We start from the raw sequence: 13924 nt of genomic DNA, 5'->3' as shown, positions 1-13924 counted from the left end.
CTTGCATTTCTGCGTTTGCCTCGCCGTTTGCACGCTGATTTCTGCTGATACTGATTGCCGCCCGTGGCACTTTGTTTTATCTTGATTTGGCCATCTAAACATCTATATGTTTTTATGGCTGCATAATAAAAGGGCTTCCCAGGATGAAGCGGGACGATCTGCAGCGATTCGATACGAAACCGCAGATCAACAAAACAAACAGATAAATACGCAAATAAACAACGCATATAACAAAGAGACACGACAGATGGAAACCAGGGAATTGTGGGTGCTGGATGGGGGTATGGGGCGCGAGTTGGCACGGCGGGGGGCACCGTTTCGTCAACCCGAGTGGTCGGCGCTGGCCTTGATGGAGGCGCCAGAGACGGTGCGTGATGTGCATCAGGCCTATGTGGCGAGCGGAGCTCGGGTCATCACCACCAACAGCTATGCGCTGGTGCCGTTTCATATCGGCGATGAGCGTTTCTTGGCCGAAGGGGAGGGGCTGGCAGCGCTGGCTGGTCAACTGGCCCGTGAGGTGGCTGACGCGCAGAAGGGGGCCGTGCAGGTGGCGGGTTCTCTGCCACCGCTGTTTGGCTCCTACCGTGCCGACCTGTTCAAGGCGGACAGGGTGAGCGAGCTGGCGACGCCGCTTATTCGGGCGCTATCCCCTTATGTGGATATCTGGCTGGCCGAGACCATGAGCCTGATTGCCGAGCCACTGGCCCTGAAAGCGCTGCTGCCTGATGACGGCAAGCCGTTCTGGGTCTCCTTCACGCTGGAAGATGAGGCGCCGGGCAACGAGCCGCGACTGCGTTCCGGCGAACGGGTGGCCGATGCGGTTAGCGCGCTGGTGGCGGCTGGAGTCGATGCCATCCTGTTCAACTGCTGTCAGCCTGAGGTGATCGAGGGGGCTCTCGAGGTTGCCCGCACCCGATTGCAGGCGCTGGGCCGCGCAGACATTCGCCTCGGTGCCTATGCCAACGCCTTCCCGCCGCAGCCCAAAGAGGCCACCGCCAACGACGGGCTGGACGAGATCCGCGCCGATCTGGGGCCGCTGGATTATCTCGGCTGGGCCGAGCGCTGGCGCGCAGCCGGGGCGAATTTGATCGGCGGTTGCTGCGGCATCGGCCCCGAGCATATTCAGGCGCTGAGCAGCCGGTTGCGCTAAGGAGCTTCCATGAAAGAGAACAAGATTGGGCTCTGGTCTCTCACCGCGCTGGTGTTCAGTTCCATGGTGGGGGCGGGGATTTTTAGCCTGCCCCAGAACATGGCCGAGGTGGCAGGCGCCCGCGCCGTGCTGATCGGCTGGGGCGTGACGGGTGTGGGTATCCTGGCGCTCGCCATGAGTTTTCTCTATCTGTCGCGGTTAAGGCCGGATCTCGACGGCGGTATCTACAGCTACGCCCGCGCCGGTTTTGGCGAGCTGGTGGGATTCTTCTCCGCCTGGGGTTATTGGCTCTGCGCCACCATCGGCGTGGTGGGCTATCTGGTGATCGCCTTTGCGGCGCTGGGCAGCTTTATCGATACGCCGGAGCAGGTCTGGTTTGGTGAGGGCAACACGCTGGCAGCGTTTGTTGGCGAGTCCTGCATCCTCTGGGCGGTGCACCTGCTGGTGGCCCGCGGCGTGCAGCAGGCGGCGCTGTTCAATCTGGTGGCGACCCTGGCCAAGAGCCTGCCGCTGCTGCTGTTTATCCTGTTTGCCTGCTACTTGTTCGATCCGGTCACCTTCGCGGCGGATCAGCAGGGCAGTAGCCTGGCGGTGCCGGTTTCCGAGCAGGTGCGCAATACCATGCTCATCACTCTCTGGGTCTTCACCGGTATCGAGGGGGCAGCGGTGCTGTCGGCCCGCGCCAGAAACCGGCGGGATGTGGGCACCGCCACCGTGCTTGGGGTGCTATTGGCACTGCTGCTCTATGTGCTTATCTCGGTGCTGGCGCTGGGGATATTGAGTCGGCCCGAGCTCGCAGCGCTGCCCAACCCCTCCATGGCAGGGCTGATGGCCCAGATGACCGGCTCCTGGGGCAAGCTGGTCATCAGCGTCGGCCTTATCGTCTCGGTACTTGCCTCCTACGTGAGCTGGACCCTTTTCTCGGCCGAGGTGCCCTTCAGCGCGGCCCGCCACGGTGCGTTTCCTGCTATCTTCCGGCGCCAGAACCGCAACGGGACGCCTATCGCATCGCTCTGGCTCACCAGCCTGACGGTGCAGACTTGCCTGCTGCTGGTATGGCTGCTCGGCAAGGGCTACACCAGCCTGCTGCTTATCTCCACCTCGATGATTTTGGTGCCTTACCTGCTGATCGGCCTGTTCTTGCTCAAGCTCTCGTTCAGCAAGAAGGGTGAGGGCGGTCAGGGCCGCGGTCTGATGCGGGCGGTGGCACTGATGTCGAGCGGTTACGGCTTCTGGCTGCTCTATGCTGCCGGGGTGGAGTATCTGCTGCTCTCCTTGCTGCTCTACGGGCCGGGTCTGCTGCTGTTTCTCTACAGCCGCCGTCAGCTGGGCACAGATCTTTGCCTGAGCGGCCGCGAACGGCTATTGGCCGGAGTGACCTTGCTGAGCCTGATCCCCGCCGTCTGGTCGTTCGCCCATCTCTGACATCGAAGAGGTGACTGACCATAAAAGAGAGCGCCACTGTGGCGCTCTCTTGTTATCAGGGACTGGTTATCAGGGGCTTGCTATCCGGGAGTTGCTATTCGATGCGAAGGCTCAACGGCTGGCAGGCCCGGCCGGTTTGCCAAACAGCACGGCGAGTTTTTGTCGCCAGGGTAGGCCACGGGCATCACGCAGCATGTCGCGCCACTCGTGGAAGGTGAGGGTGAGGGGGTTAAAGCTGTGGATCGGCTTGGTGATGCCAAAGCGACACGGCTCGGCCGGATCTTCTTCGACAAAGGTGCCGAACAGCCGATCCCAGATGATCAGCACGCCGGCGAAGTTGCGGTCTATGTATTTGGCGTTGCTGGCGTGGTGCACCCTGTGGTGGGAGGGGGTGTTGAAGAGCCACTCAAGCCAGCCGAGCTTGCCCACCACCTGGGTGTGGACGAAGAACTGGAAACCGAGGCTCAGCAGCACGGTGGTGACCACCGCCTCGGGCGGGAAGCCGATGACAATCATCGGGATCCAGAACAGCCACATGCCGGAGATCGGGTACATCAGGCTCTGGCGAAAGGCGGTGGAGAGGTTGAGCCGCTCCGAGCTGTGATGCACCACATGGGAGGCCCACAGCCAGCGAACATGGTGGCTGGTGAAGTGGAACAGCCAGTAACAGAGATCCTGCAACAGGAACAGCAGTAGCACACTCCAGAGATTCAGCTCGATATCGAACAGTCGCCAGCCCCAGAGGGTGTCATACAGATAAGCAATGGCGATGGCCGCCAGCGCATCGCCCCCTTGGTGCATCAGGGCCAGGGCTGCGTTGGCGAACAGATCCCGCCACTGGTAGGTGGCGGTGGGAAAGGCCGCGCCATGTTTGCGCAGGTAGAGCATCTCCCAGCCGATAAAGGCCAGAAAAATCGGGGAGAGGTAGAGCAAAAGCAGTTGCACATCCATATGCGGCCATCCATTCAGAGCAATTGCTCTCCAGCATAAAGGATGGTTTTAATATTTCATTAACATTTTTCAGCCGACGAAGAGATGGCATGAAATATGGCGCGCCAGCAGAGGAAGGCGCGCTGGATGGCTATGCTTGATGCAGGCTTTTTCAGGAGGTGCTGGCTTATGCGCGTCTGGTGTTGCTTGTTGCTGGGGTTGTGCATGATGGCGCACGCCAAGACCCGGGTCGAGATCCTGGCGGATGCCGCCTATCCCCCCTACTCCTGGCAGGAGGGGGAGGAGGTCAGGGGGATCTATGCCGACATCATCCGAGAGGTAACCTCTGCCATGCCTGACTATGAGGTGGTGCTCAAGCCCATGCCGTGGCGGCGCGGTCTGAGCATGGTGGAGCAGGGGACCGCCTTCGCTATTTTTCCACCCTACTACATGCCCGATACCCGCCCTTATATGTGGCCCTACTCCCAGCCGATGCTGGATGAAGAGCTGGTGGTGATGTGCGGCGCCAGTGTGGCGGCCAATACCCCGCAGGCCAGGTTTCCGCTCGACTATCACGGTTTGCGCTTTGGTATGAACGCCGGTTTTGCCGTCGGCGGAGATGCCTTTTGGCAGGCGGTAAAAGAGAAGCAGATCGACGTGGAGGAGGTGAAAAGCAATCGGGAGAACCTGCTCAAGATTGTCCGCGGCAGGGTCGATTGCACCATCAATGATCGCCTCTCCCTGCTCTATGAGTTGCTCAACATGATAAAGGCCGATCAGCTGGCGGTGGCCGATATGTCCCTGCTCAAACAGGGGCCGGTGCTCAGCAAGGAGCAGGGGTTTCTCGGCTACAGCCGCAAGGGGGAGTACCCCTACAAACAGGCCTTTATCGACCAGTTTGACAAGGAGCTCTATCAGCTCAAAAAACGTGACGGGGTGAAAGTGATCGTGGAGCGCTATCTGGGAAAGTCCCCGCGCTGAGCCGATGAGAGGGGCACTCGGGTTCAGCTGGGTTAAGCCTGCTCAGCGTGACACACAAGAAGAGGGACCTTGCGGTCCCTCTTCGTTTATCCAGCAGAGCGTGTTGGCTACAGCACCTGACTCAAGAACTGGCGTAGACGCGGGGAGGGGGGATTGTCGAAGAAATCGGCCGGTTTTTCATCTACCAGCAGTTCGCCACTCTCCATAAAGAGCACCCGATCCGCTACTTCGCGGGCAAAGCCCATCTCGTGGGTCACCACCACCATGGTCATCCCCTCGCGAGCCAGCCCCTTCATCACATCCAGCACTTCCCCCACCATTTCGGGGTCGAGCGCACTGGTGGGCTCGTCAAACAGCATGATGCGCGGCTGCATGGCGAGCGCCCGGGCGATGGCCACCCGCTGTTGCTGACCGCCGGAGAGTTGGGAGGGATAGCTGGCCGCTTTCACCGACAGCCCCACTTTCAGCAGCAGCGCCTTGGCTCTGTCTTCGGCCTCACGGCGCGACAGGCCACGCACCTTTTGCGGGGCGAGACAGATGTTGTCCAGCACAGTCAGGTGGGGAAAGAGGTTGAAGGACTGGAACACCATACCCACCTCTTCCCGCAGCTTGTTGACATCGCCCGGCTCGGTCAGGCAGATGCCGTCGACCACGATGTTGCCGTCGTTGATGGTCTCCAGCTGGTTGAGGGTGCGCAGGAAGGTGGACTTGCCCGAGCCGCTGGGGCCGACGATCACCACCACTTCCCCTTCGGCGACCTGGGTGCTGACATTTTTCAGGGCGTGCACTTCGCTACCGTAGAACTTCTCTACGCCGGTCGCTTTGATGATGGGATCAGTTGCTTTTCGCATATTTCACCTCGAGACGGCGTACCAGAAAAGAGAGGGTGCCGGTGAGCACCAGATAGAGCAAGGCGACGGTGAACCATACCTCGAACGGGCTGAAGGTGGAGCTCACCACCTCGCGCCCCGCCTTGGTCAGATCGGTGATGGAGATGACCGAGACTAGCGAGGAGTCCTTGATGAGGTTGATGAATTGGCCCGCCAGCGGTGGCAGCACCCGCTTGAACGCCTGCGGCAGGATGACGTAGCGCATGGTCTGGGCGGAGGTCATACCCAGGCTGCGGCCCGCCTCCATCTGCCCCTTGTGGATGGAGCTGATACCGGCGCGGACGATCTCCGCCACATAGGCGCCGGTAAAGACCGCCAGCGCGGCGACCCCGGCGGTGAAGCGGTCGAGGTTCAGCACGGTGCCGATAAAGAAGTAGACGATAAAGATCTGCACCAGCAGCGGCGTGCCGCGGATGAGCTCAACGTAGGTGATGGCCAGATTGCGCAGGGCCGGATTGGGGGAGAGGCGCGCCAGTCCGGCCAGGGTGCCGAGCAGGATGGCGAAGATGCCTGCCACCAGCGAGAGCTTGACGGTGACCCAGACGCCCCAGGCGATGGGGCCTGCGGTCCAGCTCAGTTGGGTGTCGAGGGTATCGCCACGAAAAACGGTATCCCCTTCGGCGACTTGTACGCCGGTACTGGCGATGGCTTGCCGCACATTGGGGTCGAGATCGTCTTGCAGGAACAGCTTGCCCTTCTCGGCCTCGCTGGTGCCCGCCATCACGGTGCCGTCAAATTCGGCGAGATTCTTCTGCTCCGCCTGATAGGCGATGTACTGGGGAATGCGTTCCCAGCGCCAGGTGTAATCCACTGACTGGACAGCCTTGTAGATGCCGAATACGGCAACCAGCAGCATCAGCAGGAAAACCCCATGCCAGAGTAGCTGATTGGGCTGTTTTTCCATCTGTCTTGTCGGTTTGGGTGTGTGCACAGTCACAACCTCTTCTCGTTATTGTGTGGGGAGCTGCGTGGTGCAGGGGCGGCATGTGCCGCCCCCCGGAGGTTATTTGAGCTGGTTCAGCCAGGCGTTGGATTCGAACCACTTCTTGTAGAGACGGTCGTAGCTGCCATCGCCCTTGATCTGGCGCAGGTAGTTGTTGAACCAGTTGAGGGTGTCCTGATCCCCTTTGCGGATGGCCCAGGCCAGCGGCTCGAAGGTGAACGGCTTGTCGAGGTGCACCACGGCGCCCTGATTCTGGGAGGCGAAAATAGCGTTGTAGGGCAGGTCATAGACGAACGCATCGACCTTGCCGTTGATCACTTCCAGCTTGGCGTCATCCTGGGTTTCAAACTGCAGCAGGGTGGCTTTGGGGATCAGGCGCTTGACTGCCTGCTCGCCGGTGGTGCCGAGCTTGACCGCGATCTTGTATTTCGGGTCGTTGAGGTCGGTGAAGGATTTGATTTCACCCGCCTTCTCTTTACGCAGGACTATGGTCTGGCCGACCACGATGTAGGGATCGGCAAAGTTGACCCGCAGGTTGCGCTGGGGAGTGACGGTCATGCCGCCCATGATGACGTCGAACTTGTTGGTCAGCAGCGCCGGAATGATGCCATCCCAAGCGGTGTTGACGAACTCGACCTTCACGCCCATCTCTTTGGCGACCATCTTGGCGAGATCCACATCAAAGCCGATGTATTGGCCCTGCTTGTTGGTCATCTCGAAGGGTTGATAGCCGGCGTCGAAGCCGACTCGCAGCACGCCGCGTTCGAGCACGGCATCCAGGGTGGAGGTGGGGGCTGGGGTCGGGGCCGCCGTGGCGATCCCGCAAAACAGCAGGGTAGAAAGAATCAGTTTTTTGATCATAAGTGACGTCTCTGTCGGTGGTGTGTTCGGCCTTGAACCTGATCCCGTGCGACTCCGTGGCACAAGAGACTGCTGCATCCGGCAACAGGCAAGACAGGATGAATGTCTTGTGCGGGACAAAAGCCCCATATGAGATGCTATGAATAGTGGTTGAGTGAAAAATGTACCAAAAACAGATTGTGTCAGAAGACTCAACAGGTTAGAGACATTTATTGCTCATGGCTTCATTCATAAAATCACACGAAAACAACATATCTATCTAACGTGGCCGGTTCAAGCCCAAATTGTGTTCAATACCTTTTGTTACATATGATGGGGTTCGCTTGTGGCTTGTTTTGTACTCTGACTTTTTCTGTACCTGCGGTGGTGCGATCCCGACAGGGCAAGCAGGCCACAGAGACAGTAAACAATATGTTTTTATTGTGAAAACAGTCAGTCCCCTCTGGGTCTTGGCAAACGCTTCTCATATACTCAGTTACCTTCTGAAACTGGCTCTTGTATGGCGCTCTCACTGCTGCTGAAACTGGACGTTTTTACCCTGATGCTGATGGCGCTGGGTGGCTACAGTCTTGGCTTTATCACCCTCTCCATCATCTGGTCTACCCACAGGGAGATCCCCGGTATCGGTTACTGGTGGTGGTCTGCACTCTGTGCGCTGGTGGCCCAGACGCTCTTCTCGTTGCAGGCATTTTTCCCCAGCCCATCCGGCATCTGGCTGGCCAACACCCTGATCACGATCTGCATCGCGCTGATGCCGTTGGCGCTGCAGCGCTTTTTCGGCCAGCCCCCGAACTGGCGTGCCGGTGTGCTCTTCATGCTGGTCTATCTGCTGATCTTGAGCTGGTGCATTGTGAAGGGGGGGATGGAGTCTAGGGTGATGCTGGCTTGCCTGAGCTACATGGTGCTGGGGGCGGTGATCGTCTATCTGGTCTGGCGTCACGGCTACCCCGACTATTTGCCAGCGGTGATGGTCTTTACCGTGGTTAACATCCTGCTCTACGCCTTCTACCTGATGCGGCTCTGGTTCCTGTGGCAGGACAACGTGCAGATGCTGATGGATAAGAGCGGAGTCAATGTGCTGCCCTTCCTCTCCATGCTGATGGGGAGCTATCTCTCCACTTTCGGGGTGCTGCTGCTCTGTACCCAGTACCGGGCGCTGGCGCTGCACCAGCAGGCGAGCCACGACCCTCTCACCGGCCTGCTCAACCGGCGCGGCTTTATGGAGCAGCTGAAGCAGCAGAAGTTGGGTGACGGCGGCGCGCTGGCCGTGCTCGATATCGACGATTTCAAGCAGATCAATGACCAGCATGGCCACGAGGTAGGTGATCGGGTGCTGGCCGAGCTCGGCGCCTATCTGGGTAGCCAGCCCGATTTAGTGTGCAGCCGTTTCGGTGGCGAGGAGTTTGTGCTGCTCTTCTCGCAGCCCGGTGTGCTGGCGCTGCAGCGCTGCGAGGGATTGCTGGAGGCGGTCGCGAACCGCAACATGGGCGGCCTCTCCATCACGGTCAGCATGGGGCTCTCCCACTGGCACGGGGAGTGGCACTTTGATCCTCTGTTCACTCAGGCCGATCATGCGCTCTATTGCGCCAAGCGGCAGGGCAAGAACCGGGTCTGTCAGGCTGGCCGGGAGGCGTAACTCCCGCTCAGTCCGGTATCACATCGTGTCGGCAGGTTGGGGGCGCGGTGCCTGTGCCTTGAGGAAGGGGAGCAGCAGCAGGGCCGAGACGCCCGCCGCCACCGAGATCACCACGAAGAAGCCGTTCCAGTGCCAGATCTCCATCACCTTGGCCAGCGGATAGCCTGACAGCGCCGCCCCCATGTAGGCAAACAGGCCGACAAAGCCGGTGGCTGCCCCTGCTGAATTTTTGTGGGAGCACTCCGCTGCCGCCATGCCGATCAGCATCTGGGGGCCGAACACGAAAAAGCCGATGGTAAAGAAACAGGCCGCCTGCATCACGTAGCTGAAGAAGGGCATCAGCCAGAGCGACCCCACCGCCAGCAGGATCCCCACCGCAAAGATGAGGTTCATCGGGCCGCGGTTGCCGTTGAACAGCTTGTCCGATCCCCAGCCCGCCACCAGGGCGCCGATAAAGCCCCCCACCTCGAACATGGAGATGGCCGAGTTGGCGCTCATCAGATTGAAGCCGCGCTGCTCGGTCATGTAGAGGTTGCCCCAGTCGTTGATGGCGGTGCGCACCACATAGACCAGCACGTAACAGCAGGCCAGCAGCCAGATATAAGGGTTGCCCAGCACATATTTGTGCAGGATCTGGCGATGGGAGAGCCCCGCATCCTGAGTCTGCTGGGCCAGCTCCATGGCGTCCTTGCGCCACTCGCCCACCGTGGGCAGACCCATGGCGCTCGGGGTATCCCGCAGCCGCCAGCAGAGGAACAACCCCGCCACGATGGCGATAAGGCCGGGCACTATCATGCCGTAGCGCCAGCCATGTTGCAGGGCGATGGTGCTGACGATAAGGGGGATGAGCGCGCCGCCGACGTTGTGGGCAGTGTTCCAGGCCGACCACCAGACGCCGCGCTCGGTGCGCGAATACCAGCTGGTAAGCAGCTTGGAGCAGGGGGGCCAGCCCCAGCCCTGGAAGAAGGCGTTGGCGACCCAGAGGGCGGCAAACATCCAGAGTGCCGACGAGAGGCCGAACAGTATATTGATAACGCCGGTGGCCATCAGTCCGACACCCATAAAGTAGCGCGGGTTGGCGCGGTCACTGATGATGCCGGAGAAGAACTTGGAGCAGCCGTAGGTGATGTAGAACAGAGTCCACAGCATGCCGATATCGGATTTGTCCAGCATGCCGCTCGCCAGCATGTCCGGCATGGCGAAGTTGAAACTCTTGCGAGTGAAGTAGAAGACCGCGTAGCCCAGATACATGGTCAGCAGCAGGTGCAGCCGCCAGTGGCGATAGGTGGCGTCGATCTCGGCCTGATCCCGGATAAGGGGCCGGGGCGGCGCGCTTCTCATAAAACTCAGCACAGGCAGGCCCTCTGGTGGTGATTAGCCATGACTTTCTTCCCGTCTGCGACTGGGCAGGTTGACCGTCAGTTGGGTGCCGTGGATGCAGGAGAGTTGCAGACTGCCCCCGAGGGCCTGTACCCGCTCGCGAATACCGAGCAGGCCATAGCCCTGCTGCGGGCGGCTTTCCGGCAGACCGCGGCCATCATCTTCCAGCACCAGTTGCAACTGCTCGCCGCTGGCACGGGCGCGAATGGTGACCGAGTGGGCGTTGGCATGTTTGACCACGTTGTTGAGCCCCTCCTGACAGACCCGAAACAGGGTGACCCGCTGGGCATCGGAGAGATCCCCATCCGCCAGCTGCCACTCCAGACGGGTGACGATGCCGTGACGCTCCAGCTCCAGCTCCCGCAGCAGTGCCCGTACCGCCTGTTCCAGAGTCATGTCGTCGAGCTGGCGCGGGCGCAGCCGCCCGAGCAGGCCGCGCACCGCGTCGTAGATCCCGAGCGACAGTGTGTCGATGAGGGCACTGCTCTGACCTACACCTGCGTTATCGGGGGCGAGGCGGCGCACTATGCCAGCCTGGGTACGAATGGCGGTGATGGTCTGGCCGATGTCGTCGTGCAGCTCGCGCGCCACCTCCTTGCGGATGCTCTCCTCGGTCTCCAGCAGCCGCTCGGTGAGCTGGCGATTGTGGGCGAGCTGGCGGGTCAGCGCCTGATTAAGTTCGCGCTGGCGCTGGATCCCTGCACCCAGCAGCAGGCCAGTGAGACTCTGGGCCAGCAATGAGAGCAGCAGGTCGAGGGGGTGATCATGCCAGGCCTGACTGGCCAGCAGGGCGATGGTGTTCATCAGGGTGGCGAGCAGCGCCCCCTGCCAGCCGTAGCGCCACGCCATGGCGATGATGGGGATGGCCAGACAAAACGGGGTGAAGCGCACCAGCGAGTTGGGCAATCCCAGTTGCAGCCAGAGGCTCAATACGAACAGCAGCAGATACCAGACCAGATGGCGAAAGCGCCACTCCACCGGTTGATCCACCAGCGCAGGGCCGAGCGGCACCCAGGTGGCGCGGGTGAGGTAGTGCCAGATCAGCATGCAGGTGGAGGTCAGCGTCAGCCCGCCGGTCAGACTGAGCAGCAGGGCCGAGAGGCCATCTTCTCCCGCCAGATGCCAGAGCAGGGCTTGCAGCAGCGCCGCCGCCGTGACGGTGGCGAGCAGCAGCAACAGTTGCTGCCAGTCATTGCGCACCTGCTGGCGGCGGGCAATCAGCAGCGGTATCAGGGTCAGCAGACTGCCCGCGACCAGCCACGGCCAGTGGGGCAGCCCCACTTCCAGATTGAGCCAGTAGAGCAGCAGCCCTTCGCACAGCAACAGCGGCGGCCAGTAGTGGCCGGGACTTTGCAACAATAACCCGAGGCGCAGGCCGAAGGGGAACAGCAGCACCGCCAGCGCCGGGCCACCCGCCAGATGCAGGCTGATGCTCCAGAGGCAAAACCAGCCGGCGGCAAAGATGAAGCAGGCCGCCAGCGCGATGGCGACATAGCTGGCAAAACGGGAGATCACCAGCTATCCAGCATGCGGTGGGCCAGCTCGACGTTGTTGCTGACCTTGAGCTTGTCCATCAGGTTGGCGCGATGGACGTGAACCGTCTTGGGGGAGAGGCCAAGCTGCTCGGCGATGGCTTTCACCTCCAGCCCCTGTGCTAGCAACTGGGCAATCTCCCGCTCCCGATTGGTAAGGGGATCCCGGCTGCTGCTGGCCAGTTTCTGGGCGATGTCGGGCGTCAGATAACACCCCCCCTGGGCGGCGGTACGCACGGCGGCGATCAGCTCGTCCGGACTGCAGCGCTTGGAGAGAAACCCCTTGGCGCCGGTTTGCAAGGCCTGCTCGATGAGGGCGGGGCTGTCGTGCACCGAGAGCATGACCACCGCGAGGCCGGAGGGGAGCTGCTTGAGCAGATCCAGTCCCGACTGGTCGGGCATCGAGATGTCGCAGACACAGACCCGCGCCCCGCTGCCGGGCAGACCGGCAAGGGCGTCGCTGGCGGAGCCGAATTCGGCGACCACCTGCAGATCGGGCTCCAGATTGAGCAGTTGGGCAAAACCGGATCGGACGATCTGGTGATCGTCGATGAGGGCAATTTTTATCATGATGTCAGCCTGAAATTCGGTGCGTCATGACCATGACGCGGCCAACAAGATACCTGCCCCCCGAGTCAGGCTCAAGCAGCAGCAGGAAAAGGGGCTAAAAACCGGGGAGCAAGGTGAACAAAGCTTGATCGGGATCAGCTGGCAAGGGCGAGCAAGCGGGCTGATCAACAGGGGATGACCAGCCCGTGGGACTCAGCGGTGCAGCTCGCCGGCGCGCTCCGGCTGATAGACCACTTCCAGAATTTCGACCTCGATGGTGCGACCGGCCGGGCCCGGCCAGGCGATGCTGTCGCCCACTTTCAGGCCGAGCAGGGCGCTGCCCACCGGCGCCAGTACCGAGATGTTGCTCTCGTCGCCCTTGGCATCGCGCGGGTAGACCAAGGTGAGGCAGAACTCGTTGCCGCTGCTCTGCATCTTGAAGCGTACCTTGCTGTTCATGGTGACCACGTCCGGCGGCATGTCGGCCGGCTCGCGGATTTCGGCGCGGTCCAGCTCCTCTTGCAGGGCCAGATGCTGCGGGTGGTTACCGAGCAGTTGTTCGATACGGTCCAGATCAAGGCTGGAGATAACCAGATGAGGTTGTTTCATAAGATATTCCTTATCAATAGCGGATAGGCCCATACCGGCGGGTGCAGGTTGGCCATCACACTGGGTGTTACAAAAATGGATTCAACAGGTTCAATCGATTGAAAATGCCTGCCCCCAAGCGACTCGCGGCCGAAGGAGCGAGGCGGGGGCTCAGCAGGGTGTGAGCAAATGCGAGGAAATAGCGAGTATTTTCATGGGGCTACCATAACCATTCTGGCCGGCATTGGCAACCGTGATTGAGTGACTACTCAGGAACCTGATAGTTGTACTGACGGATGATATGAGCCAATGTGCCATCATGGCGCATCTCGTCTATCACGGCTTGCCAGCGCTGCGCCTCTTTGAAGGGGAAATCCTTGTGAGCGGCCAGGAACAGTTGGGTGTTCATCAACACTTCCCCGCGAACCAGCTGCTGTGATGAGCGTTTGTCTTGTTGTTGGGCATACAGGATGACATTCCATGCGGCGACCCAGGCATCAATGCGACCGCGATGGAGTTTATGAGCGTTGAGTTGCTCATCTGCCACTGTCTCTCCCCGGAGCCCGATGCGTTGCTTGAGTAGGTGTTGACCAAACGAGTAGCGCAGCACGCCCACATCAAGGTTTTTCAAATCGCTGCTTTTCAGTGCTTTTGGGTGAAACCGGCGATCGCTGACGATCAAAAACTGTTCATCGAGGATGGGCGTTACCCACTGATATAGGTGCTCTCGCTGACTGCTTCGCACGGGCGGTATCATCAAGACATCGGGGCGGTGAATTGTCTGGGTCAGTGCACGTGGAAGTGGCATCAGCTCGATAGTAAGCGGCTCGTCTAGACGGCGGGCTGCTTCCTCCATGATCTCGATACCCACCCCGCTGGGTTTACCATGGGAGGACTGAATGACGTAAGGGGGCAGCTCGGCCGCCACCAGCACAATAGCCTGGGCACCGGTGTTCACCAGCAATAACAGCAGGGCAAAAAAGGGCAGGCAGAGAGCGCGCATCAAGGTCGTGAGCCAGAGTCGAATATGCAGAGTGTAACATTCCTGCCTGCGTTGTC

General features: G+C 60.6%; 13 protein-coding genes. 4 read left to right on the top strand and 9 right to left on the bottom strand.

What is annotated here, in order from left to right:
* Positions 1–247 precede the first annotated feature (247 nt).
* Positions 248–1150: a homocysteine S-methyltransferase family protein gene (locus AB5Z05_RS15115; RefSeq protein WP_158111109.1), complete on the top strand. Its 903-nt coding sequence runs from the start codon at positions 248–250 to the stop codon at positions 1148–1150.
* Between the two features lie 9 nt (positions 1151–1159).
* On the top strand, positions 1160–2575 hold the full coding sequence (locus tag AB5Z05_RS15110; RefSeq protein WP_368152092.1) for a basic amino acid/polyamine antiporter: 1416 nt from the start codon (positions 1160–1162) through the stop codon (positions 2573–2575).
* 111 nt (positions 2576–2686) lie between these two features.
* On the opposite strand, the gene AB5Z05_RS15105 is transcribed toward AB5Z05_RS15110, so the two are convergent.
* Positions 2687–3526, bottom strand: a complete 840-nt coding sequence (locus AB5Z05_RS15105) for a sterol desaturase family protein (protein WP_368152091.1) — start codon at positions 3524–3526, stop codon at positions 2687–2689.
* Positions 3527–3694: 168 nt separating this feature from the next.
* Between AB5Z05_RS15105 and AB5Z05_RS15100 the strand changes: the two genes are divergently transcribed.
* Positions 3695–4486, top strand: coding sequence for an ABC transporter substrate-binding protein (locus tag AB5Z05_RS15100; protein ID WP_005334089.1), 792 nt, complete (start codon positions 3695–3697; stop codon positions 4484–4486).
* Between the two features lie 107 nt (positions 4487–4593).
* Here the strand turns inward: AB5Z05_RS15100 and AB5Z05_RS15095 are convergent, their stop codons facing one another.
* The 3 genes from AB5Z05_RS15095 to AB5Z05_RS15085 form a co-directional block, all read right to left on the bottom strand.
* Entirely contained in the window at positions 4594–5337 is a 744-nt protein-coding gene (locus tag AB5Z05_RS15095) for an amino acid ABC transporter ATP-binding protein (RefSeq protein WP_064338276.1), read from the bottom strand.
* Positions 5321–6280, bottom strand: a complete 960-nt coding sequence (locus AB5Z05_RS15090; protein WP_108539660.1) for an amino acid ABC transporter permease — start codon at positions 6278–6280, stop codon at positions 5321–5323. Before AB5Z05_RS15090 ends, AB5Z05_RS15095 begins: the two co-directional genes overlap by 17 nt.
* A gap of 99 nt (positions 6281–6379) precedes the next feature.
* Entirely contained in the window at positions 6380–7180 is an 801-nt protein-coding gene (locus AB5Z05_RS15085) for a transporter substrate-binding domain-containing protein (RefSeq protein ID WP_005334079.1), read from the bottom strand.
* A 499-nt stretch (positions 7181–7679) separates the two neighbouring features.
* On the opposite strand from AB5Z05_RS15085, the gene AB5Z05_RS15080 reads away from it, so the two are divergent.
* Positions 7680–8816 carry a GGDEF domain-containing protein gene (locus AB5Z05_RS15080; RefSeq protein WP_368152090.1) on the top strand — a complete coding sequence of 379 codons (1137 nt, stop codon included), beginning with the start codon at positions 7680–7682 and terminating at the stop codon, positions 8814–8816.
* Between the two features lie 18 nt (positions 8817–8834).
* Here the strand turns inward: AB5Z05_RS15080 and AB5Z05_RS15075 are convergent, their stop codons facing one another.
* The 5 genes from AB5Z05_RS15075 to AB5Z05_RS15055 form a co-directional block, all read right to left on the bottom strand.
* Positions 8835–10169, bottom strand: a complete 1335-nt coding sequence (locus tag AB5Z05_RS15075) for an MFS transporter (RefSeq protein WP_368152089.1) — start codon at positions 10167–10169, stop codon at positions 8835–8837.
* 21 nt (positions 10170–10190) lie between these two features.
* The gene (gene uhpB, locus AB5Z05_RS15070; protein WP_108613413.1) at positions 10191–11711 is read right to left on the bottom strand and encodes a signal transduction histidine-protein kinase/phosphatase UhpB; all 1521 of its coding nucleotides are present in this window, start codon (positions 11709–11711) and stop codon (positions 10191–10193) included.
* Positions 11708–12298, bottom strand: a complete 591-nt coding sequence (uhpA, locus tag AB5Z05_RS15065; protein ID WP_005334071.1) for a transcriptional regulator UhpA — start codon at positions 12296–12298, stop codon at positions 11708–11710. Before uhpA ends, uhpB begins: the two co-directional genes overlap by 4 nt.
* Before the next feature lie 192 nt (positions 12299–12490).
* Complete coding sequence (gene rnk, locus AB5Z05_RS15060; protein ID WP_005334070.1) at positions 12491–12886, bottom strand: nucleoside diphosphate kinase regulator; 396 nt, start codon at positions 12884–12886, stop codon at positions 12491–12493.
* Between the two features lie 244 nt (positions 12887–13130).
* Entirely contained in the window at positions 13131–13868 is a 738-nt protein-coding gene (locus AB5Z05_RS15055) for a substrate-binding periplasmic protein (RefSeq protein ID WP_368152122.1), read from the bottom strand.
* Positions 13869–13924 lie beyond the last annotated feature (56 nt).

Origin of the sequence: Aeromonas sp. R2-4 (assembly GCF_040908365.1) — a bacterium.
Lineage (GTDB): Bacteria > Pseudomonadota > Gammaproteobacteria > Enterobacterales > Aeromonadaceae > Aeromonas > Aeromonas veronii.
The sequence above is the reverse complement of the archived record's forward strand: the minus strand, read 5'-3'. Positions and strand labels throughout refer to the sequence as shown.